Origin of the sequence: Caldicoprobacter guelmensis (assembly GCF_016908415.1) — a bacterium.
GTDB lineage: Bacteria > Bacillota > Clostridia > Caldicoprobacterales > Caldicoprobacteraceae > Caldicoprobacter > Caldicoprobacter guelmensis.
Map to the genome: position 1 here is coordinate 355,694 of NZ_JAFBDW010000001.1, position 26,996 is coordinate 382,689.

Sequence of the window (26,996 nt, forward strand, 5' to 3'; positions counted from 1 at the left end):
GCCTGTATTAAAACCATATTACATCTACATTATAACACATTTACCACAAAAAATCTTGCGAATTTAAAATCCTGGCAGGAGAAACCCCCGCTTTTTGAGCAATCATTATGCCTTTGGCCATATTGCCTACGTTTTCAGGGGTATGGGCATCGCTGTTTATGACAAACTTAGCCCCCTCTTCCATTGCAACTTTTACATACTCTTCAGTCATAAAACCATGGCTGCTATTTATCTCTAAAAAAACATTATGTTTAACGGCATGCTTTGCAAGAAGGCGTGTGTCTATGTTTATCTTTGCGCCAGGATGGGTGATGGTGTGGATGGGATAACGCTCCATGGCACGTATAATGGCCATGGTGTTGTCATGGCGCAACTTCTCGGCATCACAGATAGGTACCAATGAACACATAGCATTTTTAAAAAACAACTTCCATCCATCTTTTAAAGAACGGGGCACAACCGCTTTGTGAAAGCCCATCAAAATTAAGTCAAATGCGCCTATGTACTCCTCCGGTATATCTATATCCCCTTCCATGCTAGTCAAATTTGCTTCTATCCCAAACAGTATCTCAATATCGTCATATTTCTTTCTCAAAACGTCAATCTCTCTTCTCATCCTGTCTATATCTTCAATACGCATACCTATTCCAACATGCCTAAACCCATGATCGGTTATGGCGATCCTCTTGAGCCCTTTCTTTCGCGCCGCAATGACGTTTTGTTCAATTGTACCTTTCCCATGGCTGTAACGTGTATGGGTATGGTAATCAGCTATCAAGTGATACTCCATAACATCTCCCCTTTATCCCTCGCCTACCACTTTGATTTCCGGTTTTAGTTCAACGCCGTATTTCTCCCTAACCTTTTGCTGGATAAACTCAATCAAATCCAACACGTCCTTTGCGGTGGCATTACCCAGGTTGACTATAAATCCCGCATGTTTTTCGGACACTTGGGCATCACCTATTCTAAAACCCTTAAGCCCTACATCTTCAATGAGCTTACCCGCAAAATGTCCCGGGGGACGCATGAAAACGCTACCCGCACTTGGTAAAGAAAGAGGCTGCTTCTCCTGCCTTTTTCGCGTCAAATCGACCATGGTTTCCCTTATCTCTTCAAAATTTCCGGGGCTCAAAGCCAAACCAGCTTCCAGCACTATAAAGCCTTTCTTTTGTACAATACTGGTACGATAGCCGAATTCAAGTTCAGCGTTAGTCAGACAAAGCTCTTCTCCCTGATAATCCATAACCTTGACCCATTCCACCACATCCTTCATCTCTCCTCCATAAGCCCCCGCATTCATCGCTATAGCCCCACCCAGCGTTCCAGGTATACCGCTTGCAAACTCCAACCCTCTAAGCTCAGCCTGTAACGCCTTTTTGGAGAGTACAGAAAGAAGCGCTCCTGATTGGGCCCTTATACGACATCCTTCAACCCATATCCCATTGAAAGTACCTGCAATCTTAATTACCACACCTCTTATGCCCTTATCCCTCACAAGCAGATTGGAACCATTACCCATCACTATAAAAGGTACGCCCCATTTTTGACACGCTTTCAAAGTATGCCGGATGTGTTCGACTTCAGAGGGAAGAACCATCAAGTCGGCGGGCCCACCTATTTTGAAAGACGTATGATTTTTCATGGACTCATCTTTAAGTAGCTGTTCCCCAGGAATGACTCGTGATAGTTCTCTATACACCTCATGGATGTTCATGACACAACTCCCGTTTATCCAAATTTAGGTTACCCTTGATACAACAACATTAAGTTTAAATCATTTTAACCTTATTGGCAAGCGTCAATGGCATTGAGTTCCTGCCTCAGCCTTTCGTATTCTTTTTCCAAAATCTGTACTACTTTCTCATCTCCTGGCCCATACGCGCAATTTCTAAGCCAGGCCTCCAGTTGATGCATCTGTGGGTCGTCAGCGTATATATCGTTTACAGCAGTGATCACCGGGAACATGCCTATGGTCTTCAATTCCTTCTGCGCCTTTTCCTCAAGCAACCCCTTCAAAAAAGACACGCACAATTCTAGCTTTATTGGGTTATCCGTCCTAAGTATCCCGAATGACGCAACTTGGTCAACAAACAGTCCCTTCTCATTTGCTGGTAAATTTTTTACTTCTATTTCAAATCCTTTACCCAACCTTTGCAAAGCCCGCATCTGATATATAGCTCTGGTATTTGCTAGCATTACGCCTACTGTGCCCTTACCCGCAAAAAGGTTCCAGGCCTGGTCATAAGAAAAATCCGTCATACCTGATGGAAAAACTCCATCCCTATACCATTGTATCAAGTAGTCACAAACCCGTTCATCTACTATTTTATCCTGACCATTGTGAATAATACTCAACAAAGGCCGACTATATGGCTCCGAGTATGCACAAAAGCCGTAGTATCGCTTTTCAGCCCTGCCCGCCTTCTCTGTAAAAGTCATGGCCCTCACCGCTGAATCCAAAAATACATAGTCCACCTGCCCTTGGGGGATGCTAACCCCCTTTTCATGTGCCAGCTGAACATTAAATACAAGGGCATAGGCTCCCATCATATAAGGTACCCCCATCATTTTGCCGCCCCTCACGACATGCTTATAGGCAACGGGATTTAACCTTTCTAACTCTTGTTGGCTGAAAAATTCATTCAGGTCTATCAAAAGATCAAGGGGTATTATATCCTCATACACCGGCAAAGCGATGATATCGGGAAGGATGTTCTCCTTTACATTTCCCTGGAAATACATCTTCATCCGCTCGGGGGTAATGTTCCTGACATCAATAAATACGCCAGGATTCTGCTTTTCAAACTTCTCAATCTGAAGGTTTAGCCATCTGGTATTGTTCCCCGTTCCACAGTCTATGAAGTTTACATTCCACAAGGTTATTAAACCTGTCCATTCAAGCTTTTTTCTAAAAAGGAGTTCCAAAGGGTCAGGGAGGCTCCTTAAATTTTCTATTAACATTGGCAACACCATAAGAATAACCAGTAATGCCACATATAAAAAAAGAGTAAATGGTTTTACTTTAAAATTCATATCGCCCCTCCCCTCGAGTTGTTTCCGCCCTGCAAGGGATGAGGCTCCCCCTACAAATTGTTGTAAAACCCTTTACTCCATTTATATTTGTATAGCTTATACCGTATTCCTTTACTTTAATAGATGTATCCCTTTCAAACGCAGACAGGCCGGCCCTATCAAAGCACAAAAAATCATCAGGAACCCAAAAATACGGCAAAATTCATCCTTCCCTGTTCATCTGTATCAAAGCATTGAGCCTGTTCTCCAGCTCGCGAGCAGCGTGATAGCCCATGTTTTTAAGCCGGAAATTGCGGGCTGCCACCTCGACTATTATAGCCAAGTTCCTCCCTGGCCGAACGGGCAACACTATTTTGGGCAGCTTAACGCCCAAAATCTCGATGTACTCCTCATCAAGTCCCAGCCGGTCATACTCCTTGTTGTCATCCCACAGTTCCATCTGTATCACAAGGTCCAAGGGCTTGTTGTTTATGACCGCACCCACTCCGTACATGGCCTTAATATCTATTATTCCTATTCCCCTTATCTCCATGAAATGCCTTATAAGCTCAGGGGCTTCTCCGATCAACCTGTTATCAGCCACCTTCTTTATCTCAACGGCGTCGTCGGCTACAAGGCGATGTCCTCTCTTGATGAGTTCCAGGGCTGTCTCGCTTTTGCCTATACCGCTCTCACCCATCAGAAAAACCCCTACGCCGTAGACATCGACCAGCACGCCATGGCGCGTTATCCTAGGCGCCAACGCAGACGACAAATAGCTGGTAAGCTTGCTGACCAGATTGGTGGTAACCAAGTGTGAACGAAAGATTGGCCGATCATACCTCTTGGCGGCTTCTACCAGGTAATCAGGTACTTCCATACCGCGGGATACTATAAGGCAGGGGATATCGTACTTAAAGAACTGGCACAACCTCTCAAAACGAACCTGGGGGTCTAAACCATCAAGATATGTCATCTCGGTCTTCCCCACTACCTGAACCCTTTCGCTAGCAAAGTAATTAAAAAAACCGGCAAATTGAAGCCCAGGCCTGTTGATATCGCTGGTGGTAATGCGTACTTTGGGTTTGTCTCCCATGTATATGACCTCAAGGTCAAATTCCTTGATGATATCTTCAACCGGCACAGAATTCAAAAAGTATCCCTCCCCCCTAATACAAATTTTTCAAGCACATAAGCAACCCCGTTTTCATTGTTTGAATAAGTTACATAATCGGCGTGTGATTTCACTATTTCAGGCGCATTGCCCATAGCCACACCCAGGCCAGCATAAGTAAGCATGGGTATATCATTAAAGCTGTCGCCTATTGCGATAACCTCCTCGGGTTTGATACCGTACATTTCTGCAAGGTACTTTACCGCATTTCCTTTTGTGGCCTCTATATTGGTAAACTCAAGATAGTGCGCCTTAGAGATGGTTACCTGTAATTTCCCGGAAAATTTTTCTCTGTAGTATTCCATCCACTTTAAAATGTTTTCTGGCTCATCAATCATTATAAGCTTTGTGGGCTCTTTTACCAGGAAATCATCCAGGGACCCCACAGCCTTTCCTGGAATCCCGCTGACTTTAAAATACAAGTCAGAATACTTGTTATGCTCCTCAAAATAATACTCATCATCAATATAAACCTGAAGGTGTATGTTGTTTTTTTTGCTCTCCTTGACAATCTCTCGAGACAGGTCTAAAGGTACAGGGCAATGCAAAAGCACATCGCGGGATAGAGCATTTACAACCAGTGCTCCTTGGTAAGTAATAACCGGAACATTGATTCCCAACTGTTGCACATACGGAAGGGCTGATTTAAACATTCTGCCTGTAGCTATGGTCACCTTAACACCTTTCTCGATGGTGCAGCGTACCGCTTCTAAATTTTCTTGGCTAATTGATAAGTCATCATTCAGCAACGAGTCATCCAAATCTATTGCGACCAATCTGTATTTCAAATTCTGTCACCCCGTCAAAATCCTGTAATTTGAAAGTCATAGCGTTTGCTGACGCCGCGGAATAATTGCCCACGCAATCAAATACGCAATAACTCCCCCGACAAAAGCGGTTAAAAAGATTGACGCCAATAACCATACCAGCCTTACAAGAGTTGAATCAATGCCAAAATACTCTGCAATACCCCCACATACGCCTGCAATCTTTTTATCGGTCTCTGAAAGGTAAAGTTTTTTCAATATGAACACCTCCTCCATTTAATATAAGTATACAGTGTTAGCTAAACAGGTGTCCAGCGTTTTTTATTCAGCATTTCCTCTCAAGTACTCGATGATATTCTGCGCCGCCCGCATGTTCATGCCTTCCACACTGGCCAGCTCTTCTACTGTGGCGTTTCTTATAGCCTCCAATGTGCCAAAGCATTTAAGCAGCGCTGCCCTGCGTTTAGGCCCAATACCTGGAATATCCTCTAGTATTGAACGCAAACTGTTTTTTTCCCTCAAATTGCGGTGGTAGCTTATGGCAAACCGGTGAGCCTCGTCGCGGATACGTTGCAGTAGATGCAGTGCATCAGAGCTTTTAGGTATATCGACTGGCTCACTTTTCCCCTCTACATACACCTCTTCCAGCCTTTTGGCCAAGCTGATAACAGGTATATCCACAAGGCCGAGCCTTCTCAAAACGCTGACAGCAATATTCAATTGCCCTTTACCCCCATCAATGAGCACCAGGTCGGGCATTCTCGAAAACTTTCCATCTTCAGGAGATTTTCCCTGTTTTTTCAGTTCTTCAAGCTCCTCTATACCCCGTTTAAAGCGCCTTTCAATCACCTCAGCCATGCTGGCAAAATCATTTGGACCCTCCACCACTTTTATCTTAAATCTACGGTAATCGCTGTTTTTGGGTTTCCCTCCTTCAAATACCACCATAGATGCCACCGATTCTGTTCCCTGAATGTTGGATATGTCAAAGGCCTCTATGCGGTAAGGTACTTTATCGAGCCCAAGATATTCGGCCAGTTGCTTGGCTGCTCCAAAAGTCCTGGTTTCTTCCCTTTTCAACTTGTCCTCTAGATTGCGCAAAGCGTCCTGAGCATTGTTGAACGCCATGTCAACCAACTCTTTTTTATCCCCTTTCTTAGGCGCATGGATATAAACCCGACTACCCCTTTTCTCGGACAGCCACTTCATGACAACATCGGCATCTTCTATATCATCTTGCACTAAAATGACCTTGGGAATATAGGAAGACATAATATAAAACTGCTTGATAAAAGACGAAATTATTTCTTTAAGTTCCGTATCTCTCGTATCATCAAGGACAAACCGCTCGCTTCCTATCAGCTTTCCATTGCGTACAAAAAACACCTGGGCTACTGTATTCCCTTCCCCTTGAGCAAAGGCAATCACGTCCATATCCTCTGCTGAGGATGCATACACCACCTTTTGGTTTTCCATCACCCTTTCAATGGCATAAATCCTGTCCCTGTATCGTGCAGCCTTTTCAAATTCCAGGTTGTTGGCTGCTTCGGACATCTTTATCCTCAAATCCTCCAGTAAATCGTCGTGTTTCCCGTCAAGAAACTTACATATCTCCTTGACCATGGCCTGGTATTCCGCCTTGCTGACATTGCCCTGACAAGGCCCCAAGCATTGATTTATGTGAAAATACAGACAGGGACGTCCTTCTCTTACCCCTTCCTTTACCGCTTTATTACATGACCTTATAGGGAATATCCTGCGCATAAGCTCAATGGTTTCCCTTACCGCCCTCGCACTGGTATAGGGACCAAAATACCTGTTTTTATCCTTATTTACCCTACGGGTAACGACCACCCTGGGGTATTCCTCTTCGGTGGTAACCATTATATAAGGATAGGTCTTATCATCCTTAAGCAGTACGTTGTACTTAGGCTTATATTTCTTTATCAAGTTGCATTCCAGTATGAGAGCTTCCAGTTCCGAATCAGTCAATATATATTCAAAATCTCGTATTTGGCTTACCATAATTCTGATTTTAGGCGAATGGTTACGAGAAGATTGAAAATACTGCCTTACCCTGTTTTTAAGCGATACCGCCTTGCCCACATATATGACGTCGCCTGCCTCGTCTTTCATCAAATACACGCCTGGATGGTCTGGAAGATTTTTCAGCTTCTCCATCAAACGCTCCATACCCAACACTGCCTTTCTGAGCTTGAATCTTGTAACTTATTTTATCACATTTTATGCTACAATTCATCTTTATAACGACCCTTTAAACGCCTCCCGGGTTTGGACGATAAAAAAGGAGCCATACCTTGAGAGGCTCCTTCCAACTGCTGACATGTGAAAAATAAAGCAGGCGTTTATTTTAGGTTAAGGGGCGGCTTTAAGAGCGACAACCGAGTAAGCGTACTGTACACCACCAAGGTTATGGCAGAATCCACTAGGTGGTGAAGCACAGTTCCTATTCCTACTACAACAAATCCCTGATATAAGTTAAATCCAAAGGGCAACACCACCAGCGCTTCAAGCAATCCATGTAGAGGTGCTGTAATCAAAAGCACCATGTAAAACGGCATGCCTTTCTTGTAAGCGTATGCACCAATCCCGCCGAATATAGCATGCATCAAGGCCCTAGCGCCAATAACTGGAGACGTTCGGAGCATAAAGCCCAACCCCGACACCACCCCTGTAAATATCGCCACCGCCGGGCTTACAGTAATGGACAACAATATAGGGACATGAGAGGCTATGGTGGCAGAAAAGGGTGGAATGTGCACCATGAGAGGCGTATTGGCAAAAAGCAGAGGAATTAAAATAGCAACGGCGGCAAGCAACCCTCCTACAACTATATCCCTGGTCTTCATCATGGATTTTCTCCCTCCTTTTTAAGGTGCTACCATTTATTCAGCCCCTTTGAAAATCTATACTTTGTCAATTTATTAACACATTATACCTCTTAAAACCTGTCTTGTCAATAGACAATTCTGATGTCTTGTCAAATGTTGAGTAGATGTTCTTAAAATAAACTTATACCTCACATACAGACTTGATTTCCGGCTTACCAAGAGGGAGAAAAATCAATAGCCCAGTTCAATCGCCTTTTCAAGTACCTTCCTGGCCAAAGGCGCTGCCTGCGTACCACCGGTTTCTCCTTGGCCCACATCCTCCAATAAAACTGCAATAGCTAGCGAGGGGTTATCGACAGGAGCAAATCCCACAAACCAGGCAAGATTCTTATTGGGTTGACCTGCCGAGCCTTCCTCTGCCGTACCAGTCTTCCCTGCGATGGTTATCTTATCAGACTGTGCCTGCCTCCCTGTACCTTCCAGTACCACCTTGACCATCATATTTTTCAAAGCCCCAGCAACTTCTTCCTCCACAACTTTCTTGTATCCCCCAGGTTCCATTTGCTTCTGTATACTGCCATTGCGCCCCACTACTCTGTATAGAAGCTTTGGTTCCATCATAACTCCGTTATTAGCGATGGCGGCTGCTATCATTGCCATGTGTAGGGGAGTTACCAAAACCCTGCCTTGACCTATGGCTGTCCAAGCCATTTCTTGCTTGCTGGTTTTATAGTTGAGATGAAGGCTACTAGGCTTCATCCTTATATCAGAGAACAGGAAATCCTCATTAAACCCAAATTTTTTACCTGTTCTCAGTAAGTTTTTCCATCCAATCTCTACTCCTAGATTTGCAAATGTCGTATTGCACGAAACCGCCATCGCCTGAGCCAAATCCAGCTCACCATGCGCCTCTCCTTTGTAACACTGTATCCTTGCGCCATCGAACTCAACAGCGCCATTACAGTTGAACTTCCTTTGGCGTATGTCTTCCAAGTTTTCCATCGCCGCAGCTGCTGTAACCACCTTAAATATTGAGCCTGGAGGATAAAGCCCCTGAGTGGCCCTATTCACTAAGCTATCATCATCCACACTTTCCATATTGTTGGGATTGAAAGTGGGATAGCTCACCATAGTGAGTATTTCACCGGTTTTAGGGTTTAGCAATACAACGCTTCCTTTTTTGCCCTGTTTCCTCATAAGTTGGCTGACATAATCCTGAATCCTGAAATCGATTGTTAAGACCACATCGTTTCCCCGTTCCTGAGGCAAAAAAGCTTTTTGGTATATTTTCTCTAGGAGGCTGTTATTATATCCCATTAGATAATAGATATAAAACGCCTCTACGCCCATTCGCCCATATTTACTGTGATTGAACCCAACTACATGGGCTACACTAGCAGCACTATCATGATAAACCCTGAGATAGTATTTTTCAATTTTACCGGTTGCAGGATCTTTTATAAGTTCCTCTTTGGTCTCTGCCAGCACTACACCATTTCTGTCCATGATGGTACCGGGTATGACCTGGGGATTTTTCTCATCCAACTTTACGCGGGTATTATATGAATCGGCAAACCATCTGCTCCCATAAAATAGCACGGCATAACAAAAATAAGCAATCAGTGAGAGATAAAGTGCCATAAGGACCAGGAATACCCCAATGGTGTTTCTCTTAATCTTCCTCTGATCCATGGTACCCTTTTTCCTGTTCGGAACGTTGTTGTTCAGGATCATCCTGATTTCCCCCAGCATTTTTAATAGCTATTCCCTGTATTATACCCAATAACCCCCAGCTTACTAACATAGAACTACCGCCGTAGCTGACAAAAGGCATGGTAACTCCTGTCAAAGGAATGAGCTTAATAACCCCACCTATTATGGTAAAGCTTTGAACGGCAAGGGATATGGTAGCTCCCATAGCAAGCAACGTGTCCCCCGGTCTTTTAGCTTTGAGCGCAATCGCTACCCCTCTTGCCATTATCATCAGATAGAGCCCTATTATCGATATGCCGGTTAGTATTCCCATCTCCTCGCAAATTGCAGCAAATATAAAATCGGTTTTGGAAGCAGGAATCACATATGGCGAGCCTAAACCCAACCCCAAACCTATCCAACCACCGCTAGCAATGGCTATAAGCGACTGAGCGATCTGGTATCCCCTGTTCTCTACATCGGCCCAAGGATTGCGCCATGCTGCTATACGGGTACGAACATGCCCAAACAGGTAATAGCTTATAACGGCACCTATCGAAGCCATTAAAGAAGCACCAGCCACTATAAACAAGTCGGAAGTGGCTATATAATAGAGGAATACGAAAAGGCAAAAATAAAGGAATGCTGCTCCCAGGTCTTTTTGCAGCACCACAAGCAGGATTATAATCGCCGTAAACAGCAGTATCGGCAAACGCTCAACTCGGCTCTTTTTTGTTTTAAGGTCTGCACTTAAAACAAATACCAATATAATCTTCACAAACTCTGAAGGCTGTAAGTTGTACTTCCAAACCTGTATCCAGTTTTTGGCCCCGCCCATTTCCTTACCTATAGCAAGCGTCAGCACTAAAACTCCTATGCTAATAACCATCAAAGGGTAGTTCAGTTTATCCCAGTACTTAAAAAACTTTATATATAAAACGGTAAGCAATAAAAAAATGCTGCCCAGTCCAAACCATTCTACTTGACGGAACGCCAGGTCAGGCTGCAATCTTTGAAGCATTATGAAACCCACTATACACAAAGTATCGACCATAAGCAGTAAATACCTATCCATTCCTTTAAACAGGTAACATAAAAATAAATACTGAAATAAAAAAGTAGAACATACCAGTATGCCCATCAATAGAGCCAGGACATTAAGCTCATCTTTTAACGACAAAAGAATAAAAGCCGTCAAGGCAAACAGCACCAGGATAAAAGGAATGTTACCAGTTGACTCCTGGGCCGTTGCCTTGACGCTGCTTAAATACCTCACTGTAGAAAACAAACTACGAACGAATATATATAATATAAGCAGCACAAACCAATACCTCATGATAAGCGCAAGAATCTCATATTGCTTAGCAGGCATCTCTCCACTGCCTTTCCATTCCATGTAAACTATTCTTTCCTCATATTTTAATCTTCTTTTCAGGAAAAGTAAAGCTTACAAAAGAATGAGGCCTGCCTCTTATAAAAAGGGGCTATCTTACCATTACAACAGCCGACCCTATACCAAAGGGAAGCAACGTGTACCTTTCTGTAAAGTTAGCAAAATCTATAAATGTATGAGGACCCACACCTAGAACATCCTCAATTCCCGCTATGCGGTTTGGTCCCATCAGATTAAAAAGCGTGGTAGCTGCCACCAGCTCTATTTCATTTTGTCCTACTTTTATAAATTCTGTCACATCAAACACATAAGGACGCCAATACTTTACCCCACAATATTTGCCATTGACATACAGCTCAATACAAGCAGCTTCTACATCATTTATCTTTAAATATACTCTCTTTGCTTCCCCGATGTCATCAGCTCTAATGCTTACACATGACTTAAACCTGGCTTTACCGGCATAGAAGGGATAACCCGATGTAGTAAGGTCTTTGCTGCTGGGCTCCCTCATATACCCATCTATTGCAAAGCTGACCTTATCATCATCTACCACAGCAAAGTTCCCTACGATATATACCGCTTCTACCTCAGTTGGCATATGGTTCTCAAAATCCTCAACACGCAAATGCATCCCTGGTCCGCTTATGTTGTTGTGCTTTTTGCCTTTGATGACAAGCCTGTTCTTACCCTTGATAAGCGTCCCAGTAAGAGGCACCTTGGTGAAGCTCACGTCCTTCCAGCTCTTCTGCTGGTCGAAAGCCCCCATCTCTCCTCTCACTTTTAGCGGCTTTACCTCTACTCCGTTGCATGTGATCCTATCCAAGTTTTCGGCCACCTCTATGGCTGCAAACACCTCTCCTTCTGGTACATTCAGCACTTCAAAGGTGTATTCGGCTCTAAATAGCGTACCCTCAGGCGCTTTATAAAACCACTGGTACAGTACTTTTGTAACTGGTTCATCCTGTGCCACCAGTTTGCCGTCAAGGTATAGAGTAACATCATTTATAGGCATCACGTTTTGCTCCAAAAGCGACACCTGCCAATTATTAATGAACTGTAGAGTATCCGGCTGTTCTATTAGTTGCACACCGCTATCTAAATAACCAGGGGCTGGTTTGGCTGGAACTTCGGTATCGGATAGTAAAATAAGTAGGCTACCTGCGGGATAGAATTTCACCCTAAACTCAACCCTACCGTTATGCGAAACTGCTGGCAACCTAAATGTTTCTCCCGACATCAAATCCAAAATGATAGGCATACCATCCCCAGGCACTGAAACTTTAGCCCACACCTCACGCTTTTCATCTGTGTTGGTCAATAATAGCATTTTGCCTTGAGGCACACTTCGTTGATGGCATAAAATCTTATGCGCATTAGTCCCTGTTGCCTCGTCTATGACTTTAACCCTGTCTTTGTAATATCCATCGAGTATGGAGATCACATCATTTATAGTCCTTACCCTGCATATGCCTTCCGGCCAATCAATAGCCGCTACCCTTCCATCAATCCTCTCAGGCATCGGCTGCATAAATACCAGCCTCTCCGGGCCTACTGATCGGGCAAATTCCTTCAAAAGCTCAAGCGTAGATGAGCGCAATGTAAGAGCCGGCGGCACCACTACAGTGGAATAGGAGTGCTGCCCTATGATAAGCTTCCCGTCTACCACCTTGGCATGTCTCTCCATTATCATCTCATCGCCATAGTGGAAATCAAGCTTATTAGCCATAAGCGCTTTGGAGAGGTTTGTAAATGGCTCATCGTATACCCCGTTCTCTATCGCAAAGTTATTGTACATGTGCAACGGTGAATATTCGCTCCATACGCTGGCAATAGGATGCAAAACCAGTATATCCACATCCCTCTTCCCTTGAGATACAGCATAACATAGGCGAGCTATATAATCCCCAAACCGCCTCTCATTATCCCACCATGGCTGCTGGTAATAGAAGTTAGGAGGATAATCTCTCTTTCTTTCACCCCGCATCGAATAGAGCGACAGGTGGTGGTTTACAAAGCTTATGCCCAATGCAGCCTGCCAATCAGCTATCCATTTCCGGTGGTAAAAGCTGGATTGCTGGCCTATGCAACCAAACACCTCACAAAAGGCCCTCTCCTTGCCCAGCTGGTCAACAACCGAGGTAACTTGCTTCACAGTCACCAGCTGGTCGACATGCCTTCCCAGCTTATCAATACCGGGCCAGTGCATAAACTCATAATGGGGCATAGCAGCACCAATCCATTGAAGCTGTGAAACCAGGGTATCCTCGGCCATGAAGTGACCAGTCATCTTCAGGTTGTTATTTTCGCACCACATATAGTACTGCTTGGTAAAGCTTTCGAGGAATAAGCGTGTGGCGGCGTCAAAGAAGTCGAAACGAACCTTGCGGTAGTCATCTACGTCGAAAAACAGCTCATGCAAGTGTTCTTCAATGTCATAACCTTTCAGGTCCTTGAAAAATTGTGGAAGGAAATCTGACCAAGGGAGTGCAGGAACTCTATAATGCCCTGCCATAAGATAACAGGGTTCATCCGTGAATATCCCTGGAATCTCTCTGCCAAAGTATTCTCCGCAAGCTTCTTTGTACCGTTCATGAGTACAATTGATGAAGGCTTTAACCGCTTCAGGATTCATCAGGTCCACATAGCATGTGCCATTGAACCACGCATTTCCCAGCGTTGACACCCTCTTGCATATGTAATAGCCATCCCCTTTATAGATATATTCTGCAAGCACCGTATCGTTCTCAGTAAGCTCATCCTTTCGAAGCAGCACTAGAGCACGGCCCCTATATTCCTCACTGGCGGTAGGTACCTCACCACCTGCAAAACCCGAAGGCCACTTATCCTCGTCATATAACCAAGCATAGGTTTGAGTGGCTTGAGCATGCTGTGCACAAGTTTGAACCATTTCCATCCATTGCTGTGATAAATACCCCGTCACAAGCCCCACACGGGAGTGCATGAAATACCCTCCCCAACCTTTTTGGGCCATCTCGCTTATCTGCCGTTTAAGCTCCTCCTTGTCCAGTTTGTCGTTCCAGCTCCAAAAAGGCGCAGGACGATAAGTAGGCGATGGATTTTTAAATTCATGTAAATTCATACAGATCCCCCCAAAAATACAAAAATATGAAGAAGGCACGAAAGTTAATCTCCCAAAAGCGCAAAAGTTGCTCTTCAAACATTGGCTGCAACAATTCATAAGTGGCATTACTTCAATATTTAGAGCGGTATCCCTTAAAAAAACATCTCCTCTTTCAATTATAGCTTAACTTGGAAAAATATTCAATAATCCATCGGTTAAGCCAAATATTGATTTGCTGCCACTTGTATGCTATAATTATCCTACACGAGCGCCTGTAGCTCAGGGGATAGAGCGTTCGACTCCGAATCGAAAGGTCGTGGGTTCGAGTCCCGCCAGGCGCACCAAAGCCCTGCAATATTGGCATTGCAGGGCTTTTTATTTTTCCCACACTTTTCCCACAATTAAAAATGTAAAAAATTTAAATATGAGATTTCCCCAAATTATTCCTAGTCATCCACAAATAAAAAGAGCGTTAACCGTACACTTAAAACATTAATGAAATTTTTCGTACTCACTAATAAAATAAGCTTCTAGTTACGATTATATAATATAGCGCTTTTGACAAATATGCATAATTCAATTTTTACCCCTTTAAAAACAGAATTATATTCTTTAAATTTGATCTCTTATGAAATTGATAAGATGACATTTACCTACCTTAAAAAACGGTTCTTGATATTCTATATCTTCGTCTTGCTTAATAACAAATACTCCGTCCATTTCGGCAGTCAATATGCTTCTCCATTTGTGTCTTTTTTGAGGTTTATTAGGTTTAAATAGTTCATTATCATTATCAGGGATAACTAGAATATATTTATAAGGTTTATTACTTTCTTTCTTTTTCATCATCCAATATGCAGTTTCTCCTCCTCTTTCACGGAAAGACTTTTTTACTGAAATTACACATACTATAGCCCCTTTTCGTTTACTGTATACAATAATATCATTATCTAATAAAAAACTACATGATATATTGTTTGAATTATATTCAATTTTTAACAACTCGGTATCTATTGAAATTCCTTCCTCTAGCAATATCTTCTTGCTTTTTTCTCCTTTCGCTCCTTTACAAATTATAGCATTTTGCTTTATATAGCTATCACTCATGAGAAGTTTAATCACAAGATCTTCATATTTCGTTCCTTCTTTGCTTACATATGATTGTCTCATCTTTATATTTTCATCTTTTTCATACATTTCTCCAAATTCCTCCTCTTTTGTCATGTTAACAAATATGATATAATAAGATGCAGCAAAAATCATTGCCATACTTTTTATGGCTATAAAATTGGGAGGTAATTAAGAATGAAATACCTTAAAAAAGAAAACACTTTAGAAAAAAGGATAAGACTAGATCAAAAAATAATACATGCTATAGAAAACATTGCATTAAAAAATGGTGAAAGCTTTAGCCTTGCTCTAAATGAAATTTTAGAGGAGTACATAAAAGAGAAAGAATTATTCTATTCTTTTGATAAGCTTTATAGTGAACATCCTATCCCGAAAATAAAAAACTGCTAAAAAAGACAAAAAACAACAACTATACAAACCTATAGCATCCCACTTTTTAAAAATTACTCTATAGGTCTTACGCGGCACTGTATTAAATTGGACATATAAACCTTATGCTGTAATCTCCACGGTGACTTTTAATCCTAATGCCTCTAATTTCTTGATGGACTGTTTCACTATTGCTTCTTTCTTACGTTCTTCATAATAGTTTACTCCTAAGTCCTTGTATGTCTCTTTTCGCTTCAATAAATAATACACAATCGTAAGAATACTGTGGGCTACAGCAACTGCAGCACGATTGGCTCCTCGCCGGGCAGCTATACGGTGATACTGGGCTGATAAATATGTATCCTTCGTGCGAGCAGCAGCTCTTGCGGCTTCTATTAACACAGACCGTAACTTCTCGTTACCTTTTCGTGTCCTACCCGATTTCCTTTTTCCCGCGCTTTCGTTGTTGCCTGGAGCTACCCCCGCCCAGGAGCAAAGATGCGCAGCTGAAGGAAATTGATCCATATCAGTACCAATCTCTGCTATTATGTGCTCAGCTGTCCGCCTCCCTACCCCAGGAATACTATCTAAACGTTCCAGGTCTTCTTCAAAAGGGAGCATTCGCCTCTTTATCTCCTCATCCAGTAAAGCTATTTGTTTATCAAGAAAATCTATATGCTCAAGCTGCGTCTTTAACATTAACCTCTGGTGTTGCCCTATCAGCCCATTTAATGCTCTCTTAAGTTCCTCTTTCTTATTCCTTAATCGTTTCTGTGCTAATTCAGATAATATTACAGGATCCTCTTCCCCATTAATTATAGCTTCAATCATTGCACGAGATGATTTCCCTAATATGTCTGTAGCAACGCTAGAAAGCTTGATATTTGCCCCCTCTAATACCTTTTGCATCCGATTTACTTCCCTGGAACGTTCTTCTATTAAGCTCCGACGATATCTTATTAATTCCCGCAACTCACGCTGCTCCCTCGGCGGTATATAACTGCCCTGCAGTAAACCATGCTGCAATAATCCTGCAATCCACTCCGCATCTTTTACATCCGTTTTCCTGCCCGGTACATTCTTAATGTGTTTAGCATTCACTACCATTGGATTTAGCCCTTCAATCTCAAGAATATTGTAAATCGGCTTCCAATATGAACCTGTACTTTCCATAGCTACATGCGTGCAACCTTTATTTTTTATCCAGTCCACCATAGATAGTATATCTTCCGTCATCGTGGAGAATGTACGTATTTCTTTCCCTTCCGGTGTAATTACACAGGCTACTACATTCTTCTTGTGAACGTCTAAACCACAACAGTGCGTATATATAATTTCCATACATACCATCCTTCTGCGGCTGTTAAATTTGAAGGGCTGGTGCAACAACCTCCATCGATTATTCTATCCCGCGTGCTTCCCTTCAGGAGCAACAGTCTGTGGTGCACCCGGTCGTTGTGGTTCAGTCTAATCCTCGAGCTCGAAGCATCAGATTGAAAACGACCTGCCTTCACCAGCCGCTAAAAAAATTATACTACACTTTTATGAGTATTTTCATCCTCTGTTGGTGATGCTATTGCATCATGAAAGTCTAATCTAAAATTTGATTTGGATAATAAAATAAAAATATTTGAAAACGATTTCATAACTGTAGATTTATCCCAATGGAAAAGAAAAATTAATTTAATCGTAACATCGCCACCTTATAATGTGGGAATTGATTATAGTTCGCACAATGATTCAAATAGTTATGAAGATTATCTTGAATTTAGTAAAAAATGGCTTGCTAAGGCTTACGATTTACTTGCAGAAGATGGAAGAATGTGTTTGAACATTCCTTTAGATAAAAATAAAAATGGCTTAAAAAGCGTTTATGCTGACATAGTTACAATTGCTAAAGAAGTAGGATTTAAATACCAAAGTACAATCATTTGGAACGAACAAAATATCTCTCGCAGAACAGCATGGGGTTCCTGGTTATCTGCATCTGCACCTTACGTAATCGCTCCTGTTGAAACTATTATATTGCTGTACAAGCATCAATGGAAAAGGAAAAATAAGGGTACATCTACAATTGAAAAAGAACAATTTATTGAATGGACAAACGGTGTATGGACTTTTAATGGAGAAAATAGAAAAAAAATTGGGCATCCTGCGCCTTTCCCTGTTGAATTACCTAGAAGATGCATAAAACTTTTCAGTTTCATGGAGGATATTGTACTTGATCCCTTTTTGGGAAGTGGCTCCACTTTGATTGCTGCTCTTGAAGAAGGTAGACAAGGAATTGGCATTGAAATAGATTCTTCTTATGTACAATTAGCTATTAAACGGATAAAAGATTACTCTGGGAAACAAATGCAATTCCAAATCCAGTAATTAAACAAACTACTTACCTACGAAAATTTTGTGCAAACATCACCTTAACAAATGGGGGAGTGTAAATATTTTTGTGTATGGGAGCTTTTGGTTCCTTTCTGGCGTTGTTTATTGTGTCACTTTAACCCGGTAACAATATTATAATTTTATAGAGGTAAAGTATAGCTTAATTGGATCATATGGAAAAAATGCGCCCACAACCGGATTTTTACTTGCAACATATTAACAGATGTAGTAGAATTGTATTCAAAATTGTAAATTTGTCTTGAGCTTGTACAAAGAGGGATTTTGACCTTCAACTATTACAATATAAACGAAGCAAATAATACGCGTTTTGGAGGTCAACATGGCGAAAAAGCTTTTGATGGGGAACGAAGCAATTGCGCTGGGAGCTATCCATGCAGGCGTAAATGTAGCTACAGGATATCCAGGTACTCCTTCAACAGAAATATTAGAAACCATTGCAAGGAACAACCCAGGAGATATATACGTTGAATGGTCTACAAATGAAAAAGTTGCGTTGGAAGTAGCCGCAGGAGCAGCATATAGTGGCGCTAGAGCCATTGTCACAATGAAGCAAGTGGGACTGAATGTAGCATCAGATCCTTTAATGAGCCTTGCATACATTGGGGTAAAAGGCGGCCTGGTCATAGTCGTGGCTGATGACCCTGGTCCTATTTCGTCTCAGACCGAACAGGATACCAGGCATTTTGCGCGCTTTGCAAACCTACCCGTATTTGATCCTTCAACCCCTGAAGAAGCTTTTGAAATGATACAATCGGCTTTTGAACTGTCCGAACGCCTTCAACTGCCGGTTTTTGTAAGGCCTACCACCAGAATATGTCATTCGTGCAGCACATTGGAAATTCCTGAGACCAGAAAAAAACGTGAAGTTGAAGGTTTTATAAAAGACCCTCGTTGGGTTATATTCCCCAGCCTTTCATACAAGATGCATATACGTTTAGAAAAATTACAGGATGAAATAGGGGATATTTTTTCCAACATGAGTTACAACACTATTACAGGTGAGGGTAAAAAAGGGATTGTAGCTTCGGGTATAGCTTATTCATACGTATCTGAAGCGCTTTCTTCCATAAGCGGCAAAGTCAAGCTGTTCAAAGTTGGCACCCCTTACCCCTTCCCCAAAAAGCTTGCCCTTAATTTCATTCAAGGTCTTGAAGAGGTTTTAGTCATTGAAGAATTGGATCCCATAATTGAGGAAAGCATGCTGGAAATCAGTGCGCAGAACTACGGTAGACCAGTTATATTGGGCAAAAAAACGGGACATTTACCTTTTGCAGGAGAGTACAACTATCAACTAGTAAGTTCGGCAATAAATAGATTTTTAGGAATTGAAGAAAACGATAATGAAAACAATAAAGGTATTTTAATAGATGCACCTGTTCTCCCTGTAAGGCCTCCCACCCTATGTGCAGGATGCCCGCATCGAGCCTCGTTTTACGCCGTAAAAATCGCTTTAAAAAATCAAAAAGCCATATTTACAGGAGACATAGGTTGTTATACGTTAGGGAATGCTAAACCCCTTGAGATGATTGATACGTGTCTATGTATGGGAGCAGGTATTACAGTAGCCCAAGGCCTTAAGCGTGCACAACCAGATACAAAATGCATAGCCTTTATAGGAGATTCCACTTTTTTTCACTCAGGGATTCCGGGAATAATTAATGCTGTGTACAATAATACAGATATAACAGTAATAGTCCTGGATAATGGCACAACGGCCATGACAGGGCATCAGCCTCATCCGGGAGTAGGGATAACAATGATGAACACTTTCAGCGAAAAAGTAAGTATATACGATATACTGATAGCCAGTGGAGTAAGACATGTTTCAAAAGTAAATCCTTTTGACCACAAAAAGGCTGTAGAGGCTGTAAAAGAAGCAGTGAATTTCACTGGTCCTTCTGCTGTAATCTTTGAAGCCCCATGTATAGCTCTTGTAAAGCCGTCTAACAGGCAACAAGTACTCAATGACAGGTGCATTCTTTGCAAAAAGTGTATCCGTGAAATTGGTTGCCCTGCAATCAGCATCAATAACGGAAAAGTGTCAATCGAGCCATCAATATGTTGTGGATGCACACTTTGTGCTCAAATATGCCCTGCAGGAGCAATAAGGAGTGTTGATGAATGAAATATGATATACTGATTGCTGGAGTAGGAGGGCAGGGTACAGTCCTTGCTTCAAGGCTTTTAGCTGCAGCTGCTATTGAAGCGGGATTTTTTGTCCGTACCTCAGAAACCATTGGTATGGCACAGAGAGGCGGCAGCGTAGTAAGCCATGTAAGAATAGGCAGTGAAAAATGCAGTCCTATTATACCCAAGGGTAAAGCTGACCTATTAATAGGTTTTGAACCAATAGAAGCCGCTAGAAACCTAGATAGATTATCACTGAACGGCAAATGCATTGTAAATACAAAAGTCATCAAGCCAGTCGCCGCATTATTAGAAGATAATTCTTATGATTGTGAAAGATTAAAAGACTATATAAAGTTCCGGGTACCTGATTGTATATTCGTTGACGGTTATTCACTAGCAGAAAGCACGGGGTCAGTAAAAACCCTAAACGTCATACTTATTGGAGTAGCATGCGCCAGAGGTTTGTTACCCTTTGACAAAAAATTTCTTGAAAACGCAATAAAAGCGAATGTACCTCCTAAGTACGTAGATTTAAATATGAAGGCTCTTAATATTGGATTAAGAATATAACAAATATGGTATAACGTGACAGACAATTAGTCTGCTCTAGTTTGCAATAAAAATTAACAAATGGAGAGGAGATGAGCTGAGATGAGAAGAGAGCAGTTTGAACTCTTTAAAAAAATGCTTAAAAAATTGAACGAAAACAGCCCCTTTTACAAAGAAAAATTCAGATCTTCACAGATTAACATTAATGACATAAGGTCTCCTGAAGACATAAAGTATTTACCCTTTACCACCAAAGAAGAATTGAATGAGGCCTATCCCCTTGGATTGCAGGCAGTTCCTGAGGAAGACATCGTAAGGATTCATTCCTCATCCGGAACAACGGGAAAACCAGTAATTATTCCGTATACTGCAAATGATATTAACGACTGGGCTGACATGATGGCCCGATGCTTAAGGATCGCAGGGGTTACTCCTCTTGATAGAGTTCAAATTACTCCTGGTTATGGGTTGTGGACTGCTGGCATAGGATTCCAGACAGGGGTTGAGAGGATAGGAGCCATGGCTATCCCAATGGGGCCTGGAAATACCGATAAACAGCTTCAAATGATGATAGATATGAAATCTACTGTCCTTATTGCTACTTCATCTTATGCCTTGGTCATAGCTGAAGAGGTTGCTAAGAGGGGAATACGTTCAAAAATTCATTTAAGAAAAGGTATCATGGGGTCCGAACGCTGGGGCGAGAAAATGCGGAATAGGATAAAGGACGAGCTCAATATAGAAATATACGATATATACGGGCTTACAGAGATATATGGACCAGGAATATCCATAGATTGCCAATACCATACAGGATTACATTATTGGGACGATTACTTATATTTCGAAATAATTGACCCAAAAACGGGAGAACCTGTAGAAGAGGGCCAATATGGAGAGCTTGTTATAACCACTTTGAGAAAGGAAGGGGCTCCCCTGTTAAGATATAGAACCCGTGATATAACTCGTTTAATACCCGGTGAATGTCCGTGTGGACTACCATACCCCAGGCATGATAGAATCTTAGGCAGAACAGATGAAATGGTAAAAGTAAAGGGGGTAAACATATATCCAGGTCAAATAGACGAACTGTTGCGCGATATCGAGGGTGCTAGCAGCGAATATCAGGTTATAATAGAACACAAAGACGGAAAAGATATTATGACGCTAAGAGTAGAAAAGGAACCGGCCGCAGATCCTACGGCTCTCGGTAGAAAGATTGCCGAAGAATTTAAGAAGAAAATAGGAATACACATACAAGTCGATGTCGTTAACATAGGAGAATTACCTAGAAGTGAGAAGAAGAGTAAGAGGATAATAGACTATAGATACAATTAAACCGATATACACTTTATAGCATTTAATATGGAAACTTGTATAAAATTAGTATCAAGTTACAAAAAATAAGGCAGCTGGTCACTTCAGCTGCCTTATTGATCATGTCTAAAACCTACTATTTGTTTTAAATCCCACCTTCTCTAAGCCAATTTTAACATATTCATTTTTCATAAAATTCTCCCATACAAACTCACTTCTATAGTTTTCTATCATTAACAAAGTAATCCCTTTATCTATACCGATCACATCGCTTGCATACCATGGAGGTGAAACGTCTAAATTGTATGCGTCTTTGAAACCATATTCTCCCCACAACTCGGGGTAATTATTGTAATAATTTTCAAGGGCAGCAATGGATTCTTCTGGTAGAAACACTATTGAACCAGCCGCACCTGCAGGAGGTACTGTTCCATCTACAAAATGCTCCGTATTGTAATTTCCTGATGGAGGAGCTCCGTATCTTCCGTTGTATCCCCTTGGCCCATCACAAGCTGTAAGTCCCCATGAATTTTCACTAAAAGTTTTGAATTTATCTTTATTATCAATACAAAATTGCCTGTTGCTTCTAATTGCAAGGATAGAATTTTTCCACCAATCAATTCCCTCTCGGTCCACCATGTTCCTCAAATCAAACCAAGCAAAAGAATATTGGTAAGTAAAAATTGATCCAAACCACGAGTGTATGAATCTCTCAGACCCATTGTACATACCGTAGCGCCGCTGAAAATGATAAAACAGTTCGGGATCAGCAGGATAAGTAGGAGATGCGGCACTTAAGAAATAAATCATAAATTGTTCAGCATAAAAGTCCCAGTGCCCTTCAAAACCTCTTTCAGGGTAATATGCCATGTAAAACTGTTTTTTCTTTTGATCTACAAACCATTGCCAATTTACCCTTTTATATAGCTCTTCAGCCTTTTGTTTTATTTCCCCTCCGAAATATTCACCTGCCGTTATAGCTCCACACAGAGCTATGGCGGTATCAATGATGGAGACTTCACAATTCCATGCCCTCTTGCCCGTTTCTATATCCAGAAAATGATAGAAAAAACCGTTTTCTTGCTCTACATTGTACAGCAAAGTATTCAGGGTCCCTAAAACTCTTTTATACCCTTCCTGATAAGTTATCCATCCCCTCTCAACCCCGATAGGTATTGCAGTCAAACCAAATCCTGTAGATGCAATACTAGATATCCTTGGGTTGCCTGGTGCCCTATCCCTTATTAAGCCATATCCTTTGCTGTTTTCATCAGTATTTGCTTGCTCCCAAAAGAAATCAAAGCATTTGCGACTTTCAAGTTCCAGGATCTCTGGATAATTGGTGTTTTCTATGTTATTTAATTCTAATGTCTGGACAACATACTTAATAGACAAAACGCTTAGTGTAGCAACAATCACTATAGACATAATGCGCCAAACCCCCACCTCGATAAGTTTATCAAAAAGCCTTCTCACAATCGAGTCCCTCCATCTTTTCCAAGCCAAATTGTTGATTTCAATACAAATTTATAATTGATACAAGTAAAGAACCCGTTGAAACATCAGTAGTAGTATTACATAGTTTTAACAGGACCTTTTTAAACCATATTATCTAAATTGCACAATCACTCTATTGTCCACCTTTGCATTTTTTAGAGAGGTTATAATATACCTGTCTTTCCGTTTATCAACAATATAATCATTACTAGGTAGAATTTCACGTCTTGTAGCCACACATATGACATCCCTAGGTTGAGTAAGACGGAATTCTATTTCATTTTCTCTTATGCCAGCTATTTCTGCAGTGGAGTAGACTATTTTTATATCGCCAAATGTGACATTCAAAGGCAGCATCATTCCCTCTCTAGGTTGCAAATTTATCTTTATCCCCTCAAATAGAGGAATATCCCCTTCATATACATGAAACTCTTTCTCAAAACCATCCAGGTTCATTATATGAATAAAACGCTCTCCCTCCTGGTTAACAGTTGATGTCATAAATATCCCATGGTATGGATTATCATGATACAGTATAGGCTCAACCCCTAATTCCTTCAAAATGAACTTATAAAGAGATATATCACAAATATAAGCCGTTGCTATAACGACAGCTCTCCCCTTGCCCACTTTTGCATCCAAACCACAAATTTCGTCTGTCCCTCTTATGCGGAGTATAGCTTTAGAGTTTTGCCCCTCTAACGCTTGGGCAAAATTTACCCTCACCTCTGGCCTTGGCGCTGCCCAATTTTCAGCATAGACTGATAAGAAATAGCTCTCAGTAGAGTAATGTGTATCTAGCGGCTTGATATTTAATGCATCCGCTAATACTGTACATCTATTCCCTTCCATATCATATAACGGAACCTCTCCATAAAGCAAAATATTACCTCCATTGTTCAAATATTCCACCAGCTTTTTCTGGATACTACCATCCATATACCTCGCCGAAGGAACCACCAATACAGGAATGCTAATCGGATCAAGTTCCCTATGTTGGATGTCCACCGCACCAAAACGATAGTTAGCAAGCAACATTGCCCTTACCAGTGCTTCCCATGCATAACCTCCCCGATTTTGTTCAAGATTACGAATTAACTCTTTCATCCTATTGCTGTTGGGATAGTAATGCTCGGTCATATAATAATCGGGAATAAATGCAATACTTACTCTGTCGTGCTCTTCTTGCATCTCAGCCAGTTTGTTTGATACGGCTCGTACTGCCTTAATCGATTGTGCCATTCTTAAAAAAGTATAGTTGAGTTCACCTTCGGGGCTTACAGGCGCTGCAAACCCATGCCGCTCACCAGTGAATGCTATTCTTCCATTACCGTCACCGGCTCTAGGGTCAATTACATAGTTAAACCCTCCACAGAACAGATAATAGTTCAGCATCCTATTTCCCTGAGCAATGCACATCCTCATTTTGAAATCAACTGCTGATGGGTCGTACCGCCCGCTATAAGTCAATCCATAGTTGCCATCGCCACACTCAAATTCCAATGAGGTTAAAGGTTGGTCCTCGTTGTTGACCGCATCCATAAACGCGTTGATAAGATAAAGGTCTTGAAAATTATCCATTGTAAGGTTGCCCAAATAAATATCAGAACCTGCAACATAGCCATCTCCCTGAGTATACGCTTTAAACAGCTGGCTTATACCGATAGGATAGGTAAACCCACGCCCTCCCGCTGTGCCATGGATATTAATAAAGAATGGCACATCTTTAATGCCAAACTCTTCAGCATAACTCCTCAATATAGCAACATATCGTGCAAAACGCTCTCTCATATAATATCCCAGGTCTCGGAATAGTTGAAGGGCATACTCCTCCTCTGGAGAGCGAATAGCTTTTTGGCACGTTGAAATATTGTCTAAATCAAAAGGATAACGCTTTTGAAGCACTTCTTTACTATATTGCTTGTGAAGCCACCCTATAAAATCCTCTATTACATTGTCAGTCAAATCCGGGCAATTGCTTACCCAAGACAACATACCTATTTCATTGTCCAACTGTATGCCGATTACCTTCCCACCTTTTGTATAGAGGTGAGAAGCAATGATGGGCATCACTGCTGCATACCATTTGCGTACTTCTTGTAAAAAGGCAGGGGCAAGGTAATCTATCGTCCTTGTAGGGACTTTTTTCCCATCCCAACTAATCGGCACTATCTCCGGGTGCTTCTCGTAAACCCAATAGGGTATACCCTCGTTTTTCATCTCGGCCATGATGAATGGACCAGGACGCAAGAATACAAAAAGCTCGTTTTTCTCACAGAGGCTGATAAATCCCTCTAAATCAAGCTCGGGACGTGTCCTACCTGTAAAATCAAACTCCCCTTCAACAGGTTCATGACAAATCCAAGGTACATATGATGCAACTGCGTTACAACCTGCCATCTTTAATTTATTGATGCGATCTTGCCATTCTTGACGTTTCAGCCTAAAATAATGAATCTCACCGGCTATTATAATTTGTGGGTCTCCATCGATTATGATCCTCTTATTCTTTATCTCTATCATTGCATATAACCTCCCCTATAACATTTGGCAAGCTTTTTCTATTTCCTTTATTGCCTGCTCGGCTTCAGCTATAGTGTCAAAATGCGGCAACACAAACATTAGGCCATCTGGTCCCAATTCTCTTGTAATCTCTATTGCCTCATCTTTATTGCAGTATATGTATAGAGATAAGTTGCGTTTTCGTATCTCTCTAAATGCCTCAATCCACGATACCGGGGAACCCGCTCCAGGCTCGGGATTCCACTGTATCCCATTCAATTTAGGAATACCTGCTATTAAGTCTATAAACCTCATTTGACTCGTACCATCTAAGTGGTACAGCGAATAATCGAGATATTCAACAACCCTGCACAAATCAGGTATCACAAATTCCTTAAACATATCTGTTGATATCATTACAGCAAAATCGCATTGAACGGTTTCAAAACGCCCTTCAGCCATTAAGCCTATCCACGAGCTGGTTTCGCCATAACCAAGACTTAATAGCAGTTGGTAAAAATGTTCATACGCCTGTATATAAATATCTGTTAGCACACTGCTCCATTTCTTCACTGTTTCTGGCCTCTCGATTATATCCAAACATAATACCTCTGGGGTTCGCAGCAAAGACAACGTCGTAAGGGAATCCAGCATGACAGGAGGGTTTATATATCCTTTGTTACCAATTGCTTCAGCCAGCCTATAGTAGCAATTTTCCAATGACTTGATTATATGGTGGTTTTTGTCAAACTTGGGTAACTCCCTTTCCCAAATATCAGGCATAGGTTTTACCCATGCCTGTCCATTTGCATCATATTCATAATCGCTTCCACACAAAACTGCTGGCAAGCTTATGTTGGCACCCCATATAATATCGGCACACGGCATGGCTTCTGCTAAATATACAGTGTTATCAAGTTGCCACTCATTGTATTTTATATGCCATTCAGGCGAAAAATCCAATTCCTTCTTGCTTTTCCCTTTATCTTCAAAGGTGAAGTCATATTTGTGTTTGGATGCCGTCACATAAAGGGCTGGCCGCCCTAGACTCTCACCAGCCCAAAAAGCCCTCAATCTTTCACGTGCTTCCTTCTCGTTTTCCTTCAATGCGTACTTCATG

The 26,996-nt window shown here is 41.7% G+C and carries 21 protein-coding genes and 1 tRNA gene; 6 read left to right on the plus strand and 16 right to left on the minus strand.

Annotated elements, in window-relative coordinates:
* Nucleotides 1–40: 40 nt before the first annotated feature.
* From JOD02_RS01905 to JOD02_RS01955, 11 genes are all read right to left on the minus strand, one after another.
* Nucleotides 41–790, minus strand: coding sequence for a PHP domain-containing protein (locus JOD02_RS01905; RefSeq protein WP_204486419.1), 750 nt, complete (start codon nt 788–790; stop codon nt 41–43).
* Between the two features lie 12 nt (nt 791–802).
* The gene (gene murB / locus JOD02_RS01910; protein WP_204486421.1) at nt 803–1,717 is read right to left on the minus strand and encodes a UDP-N-acetylmuramate dehydrogenase; all 915 of its coding nucleotides are present in this window, start codon (nt 1,715–1,717) and stop codon (nt 803–805) included.
* Between the two features lie 71 nt (nt 1,718–1,788).
* A complete protein-coding gene (locus tag JOD02_RS01915) occupies nt 1,789–3,036 on the minus strand; it encodes an ABC transporter substrate-binding protein (protein ID WP_204486423.1) in 1,248 nt (415 codons plus the stop codon).
* 202 nt (nt 3,037–3,238) lie between these two features.
* Entirely contained in the window at nt 3,239–4,168 is a 930-nt protein-coding gene (gene hprK / locus JOD02_RS01920; protein WP_204486424.1) for an HPr(Ser) kinase/phosphatase, read from the minus strand.
* Complete coding sequence (locus tag JOD02_RS01925; RefSeq protein ID WP_204486426.1) at nt 4,165–4,977, minus strand: Cof-type HAD-IIB family hydrolase; 813 nt, start codon at nt 4,975–4,977, stop codon at nt 4,165–4,167. The genes hprK and JOD02_RS01925 overlap by 4 nt, the downstream gene beginning before the upstream one ends.
* Before the next feature lie 36 nt (nt 4,978–5,013).
* Nucleotides 5,014–5,214: a PspC domain-containing protein gene (locus JOD02_RS01930; protein WP_243426264.1), complete on the minus strand. Its 201-nt coding sequence runs from the start codon at nt 5,212–5,214 to the stop codon at nt 5,014–5,016.
* 63 nt (nt 5,215–5,277) lie between these two features.
* The gene (gene uvrC, locus JOD02_RS01935) at nt 5,278–7,149 is read right to left on the minus strand and encodes an excinuclease ABC subunit UvrC (protein ID WP_204486427.1); all 1,872 of its coding nucleotides are present in this window, start codon (nt 7,147–7,149) and stop codon (nt 5,278–5,280) included.
* A gap of 173 nt (nt 7,150–7,322) precedes the next feature.
* Nucleotides 7,323–7,829, minus strand: coding sequence for an ECF transporter S component (locus JOD02_RS01940; RefSeq protein ID WP_204486429.1), 507 nt, complete (start codon nt 7,827–7,829; stop codon nt 7,323–7,325).
* 210 nt (nt 7,830–8,039) lie between these two features.
* Nucleotides 8,040–9,542, minus strand: a complete 1,503-nt coding sequence (locus JOD02_RS01945) for a peptidoglycan D,D-transpeptidase FtsI family protein (RefSeq protein ID WP_204486430.1) — start codon at nt 9,540–9,542, stop codon at nt 8,040–8,042.
* Entirely contained in the window at nt 9,481–10,896 is a 1,416-nt protein-coding gene (locus JOD02_RS01950) for an FtsW/RodA/SpoVE family cell cycle protein (RefSeq protein ID WP_204486432.1), read from the minus strand. The genes JOD02_RS01945 and JOD02_RS01950 overlap by 62 nt, the downstream gene beginning before the upstream one ends.
* Before the next feature lie 88 nt (nt 10,897–10,984).
* Nucleotides 10,985–13,996, minus strand: coding sequence for a hypothetical protein (locus JOD02_RS01955; protein ID WP_204486434.1), 3,012 nt, complete (start codon nt 13,994–13,996; stop codon nt 10,985–10,987).
* A gap of 250 nt (nt 13,997–14,246) precedes the next feature.
* On the opposite strand from JOD02_RS01955, the gene JOD02_RS01960 reads away from it, so the two are divergent.
* Nucleotides 14,247–14,322 (plus strand) — tRNA-Arg (locus JOD02_RS01960).
* A gap of 268 nt (nt 14,323–14,590) precedes the next feature.
* On the opposite strand, the gene JOD02_RS01965 is transcribed toward JOD02_RS01960, so the two are convergent.
* On the minus strand, nt 14,591–15,175 hold the full coding sequence (locus JOD02_RS01965; RefSeq protein ID WP_204486436.1) for a BsaWI family type II restriction enzyme: 585 nt from the start codon (nt 15,173–15,175) through the stop codon (nt 14,591–14,593).
* A gap of 108 nt (nt 15,176–15,283) precedes the next feature.
* Here JOD02_RS01965 and JOD02_RS01970 point away from each other — a divergent pair, with 108 nt between their 5' ends.
* A complete protein-coding gene (locus JOD02_RS01970) occupies nt 15,284–15,499 on the plus strand; it encodes a hypothetical protein (protein ID WP_204486437.1) in 216 nt (71 codons plus the stop codon).
* 102 nt (nt 15,500–15,601) lie between these two features.
* Here JOD02_RS01970 and JOD02_RS01975 read toward each other — a convergent pair whose 3' ends face one another.
* Nucleotides 15,602–16,819 (minus strand): IS110 family transposase, encoded by a 1,218-nt coding sequence (locus JOD02_RS01975; protein ID WP_204486439.1) that lies wholly within the window; start codon nt 16,817–16,819, stop codon nt 15,602–15,604.
* Nucleotides 16,820–17,086: 267 nt separating this feature from the next.
* Between JOD02_RS01975 and JOD02_RS01980 the strand changes: the two genes are divergently transcribed.
* The 4 genes from JOD02_RS01980 to JOD02_RS01995 all read left to right on the plus strand — a co-directional run bounded on the left by JOD02_RS01980 (nt 17,087) and on the right by JOD02_RS01995 (nt 21,898).
* Nucleotides 17,087–17,854, plus strand: a complete 768-nt coding sequence (locus JOD02_RS01980; RefSeq protein ID WP_204486440.1) for a DNA-methyltransferase — start codon at nt 17,087–17,089, stop codon at nt 17,852–17,854.
* Between the two features lie 346 nt (nt 17,855–18,200).
* Nucleotides 18,201–20,006, plus strand: a complete 1,806-nt coding sequence (iorA, locus tag JOD02_RS01985; RefSeq protein WP_204486441.1) for an indolepyruvate ferredoxin oxidoreductase subunit alpha — start codon at nt 18,201–18,203, stop codon at nt 20,004–20,006.
* Nucleotides 20,003–20,581 carry an indolepyruvate oxidoreductase subunit beta gene (locus tag JOD02_RS01990; protein ID WP_204486442.1) on the plus strand — a complete coding sequence of 193 codons (579 nt, stop codon included), beginning with the start codon at nt 20,003–20,005 and terminating at the stop codon, nt 20,579–20,581. Before iorA ends, JOD02_RS01990 begins: the two co-directional genes overlap by 4 nt.
* An 81-nt stretch (nt 20,582–20,662) precedes the next feature.
* Entirely contained in the window at nt 20,663–21,898 is a 1,236-nt protein-coding gene (locus tag JOD02_RS01995; protein WP_204486443.1) for a phenylacetate--CoA ligase family protein, read from the plus strand.
* 105 nt (nt 21,899–22,003) lie between these two features.
* On the opposite strand, the gene JOD02_RS02000 is transcribed toward JOD02_RS01995, so the two are convergent.
* The 3 genes from JOD02_RS02000 to JOD02_RS02010 form a co-directional block, all read right to left on the minus strand.
* Nucleotides 22,004–23,353, minus strand: a complete 1,350-nt coding sequence (locus JOD02_RS02000) for a glucoamylase family protein (RefSeq protein ID WP_341534507.1) — start codon at nt 23,351–23,353, stop codon at nt 22,004–22,006.
* 132 nt (nt 23,354–23,485) lie between these two features.
* On the minus strand, nt 23,486–25,897 hold the full coding sequence (locus tag JOD02_RS02005; protein ID WP_204486444.1) for a beta-galactosidase: 2,412 nt from the start codon (nt 25,895–25,897) through the stop codon (nt 23,486–23,488).
* A 15-nt stretch (nt 25,898–25,912) separates the two neighbouring features.
* Nucleotides 25,913–26,995, minus strand: a complete 1,083-nt coding sequence (locus tag JOD02_RS02010; protein WP_204486445.1) for a hypothetical protein — start codon at nt 26,993–26,995, stop codon at nt 25,913–25,915.
* Nucleotide 26,996: the final 1 nt, after the last annotated feature.

What these genes read in the sequence shown, in the direction of transcription:
- JOD02_RS01905 (WP_204486419.1), bottom strand. Translation starts at nt 790, where the DNA reads ATGGAGTATCACTTGATAGCTGATTACCATACCCATACACGTTACAGC.
- murB (WP_204486421.1), bottom strand. Translation starts at nt 1,717, where the DNA reads ATGAACATCCATGAGGTGTATAGAGAACTATCACGAGTCATTCCTGGG.
- JOD02_RS01915 (WP_204486423.1), bottom strand. Translation starts at nt 3,036, where the DNA reads ATGAATTTTAAAGTAAAACCATTTACTCTTTTTTTATATGTGGCATTA.
- uvrC (WP_204486427.1), bottom strand. Translation starts at nt 7,149, where the DNA reads ATGGAGCGTTTGATGGAGAAGCTGAAAAATCTTCCAGACCATCCAGGC.
- JOD02_RS01940 (WP_204486429.1), bottom strand. Translation starts at nt 7,829, where the DNA reads ATGATGAAGACCAGGGATATAGTTGTAGGAGGGTTGCTTGCCGCCGTT.
- JOD02_RS01945 (WP_204486430.1), bottom strand. Translation starts at nt 9,542, where the DNA reads ATGATCCTGAACAACAACGTTCCGAACAGGAAAAAGGGTACCATGGAT.
- JOD02_RS01950 (WP_204486432.1), bottom strand. Translation starts at nt 10,896, where the DNA reads ATGGAATGGAAAGGCAGTGGAGAGATGCCTGCTAAGCAATATGAGATT.
- JOD02_RS01955 (WP_204486434.1), bottom strand. Translation starts at nt 13,996, where the DNA reads ATGAATTTACATGAATTTAAAAATCCATCGCCTACTTATCGTCCTGCG.
- JOD02_RS01965 (WP_204486436.1), bottom strand. Translation starts at nt 15,175, where the DNA reads ATGTATGAAAAAGATGAAAATATAAAGATGAGACAATCATATGTAAGC.
- JOD02_RS01970 (WP_204486437.1), top strand. Translation starts at nt 15,284, where the DNA reads ATGAAATACCTTAAAAAAGAAAACACTTTAGAAAAAAGGATAAGACTA.
- JOD02_RS01975 (WP_204486439.1), bottom strand. Translation starts at nt 16,819, where the DNA reads ATGGAAATTATATATACGCACTGTTGTGGTTTAGACGTTCACAAGAAG.
- iorA (WP_204486441.1), top strand. Translation starts at nt 18,201, where the DNA reads ATGGCGAAAAAGCTTTTGATGGGGAACGAAGCAATTGCGCTGGGAGCT.
- JOD02_RS01990 (WP_204486442.1), top strand. Translation starts at nt 20,003, where the DNA reads ATGAAATATGATATACTGATTGCTGGAGTAGGAGGGCAGGGTACAGTC.
- JOD02_RS01995 (WP_204486443.1), top strand. Translation starts at nt 20,663, where the DNA reads ATGAGAAGAGAGCAGTTTGAACTCTTTAAAAAAATGCTTAAAAAATTG.
- JOD02_RS02005 (WP_204486444.1), bottom strand. Translation starts at nt 25,897, where the DNA reads ATGATAGAGATAAAGAATAAGAGGATCATAATCGATGGAGACCCACAA.
- JOD02_RS02010 (WP_204486445.1), bottom strand. Translation starts at nt 26,995, where the DNA reads ATGAAGTACGCATTGAAGGAAAACGAGAAGGAAGCACGTGAAAGATTG.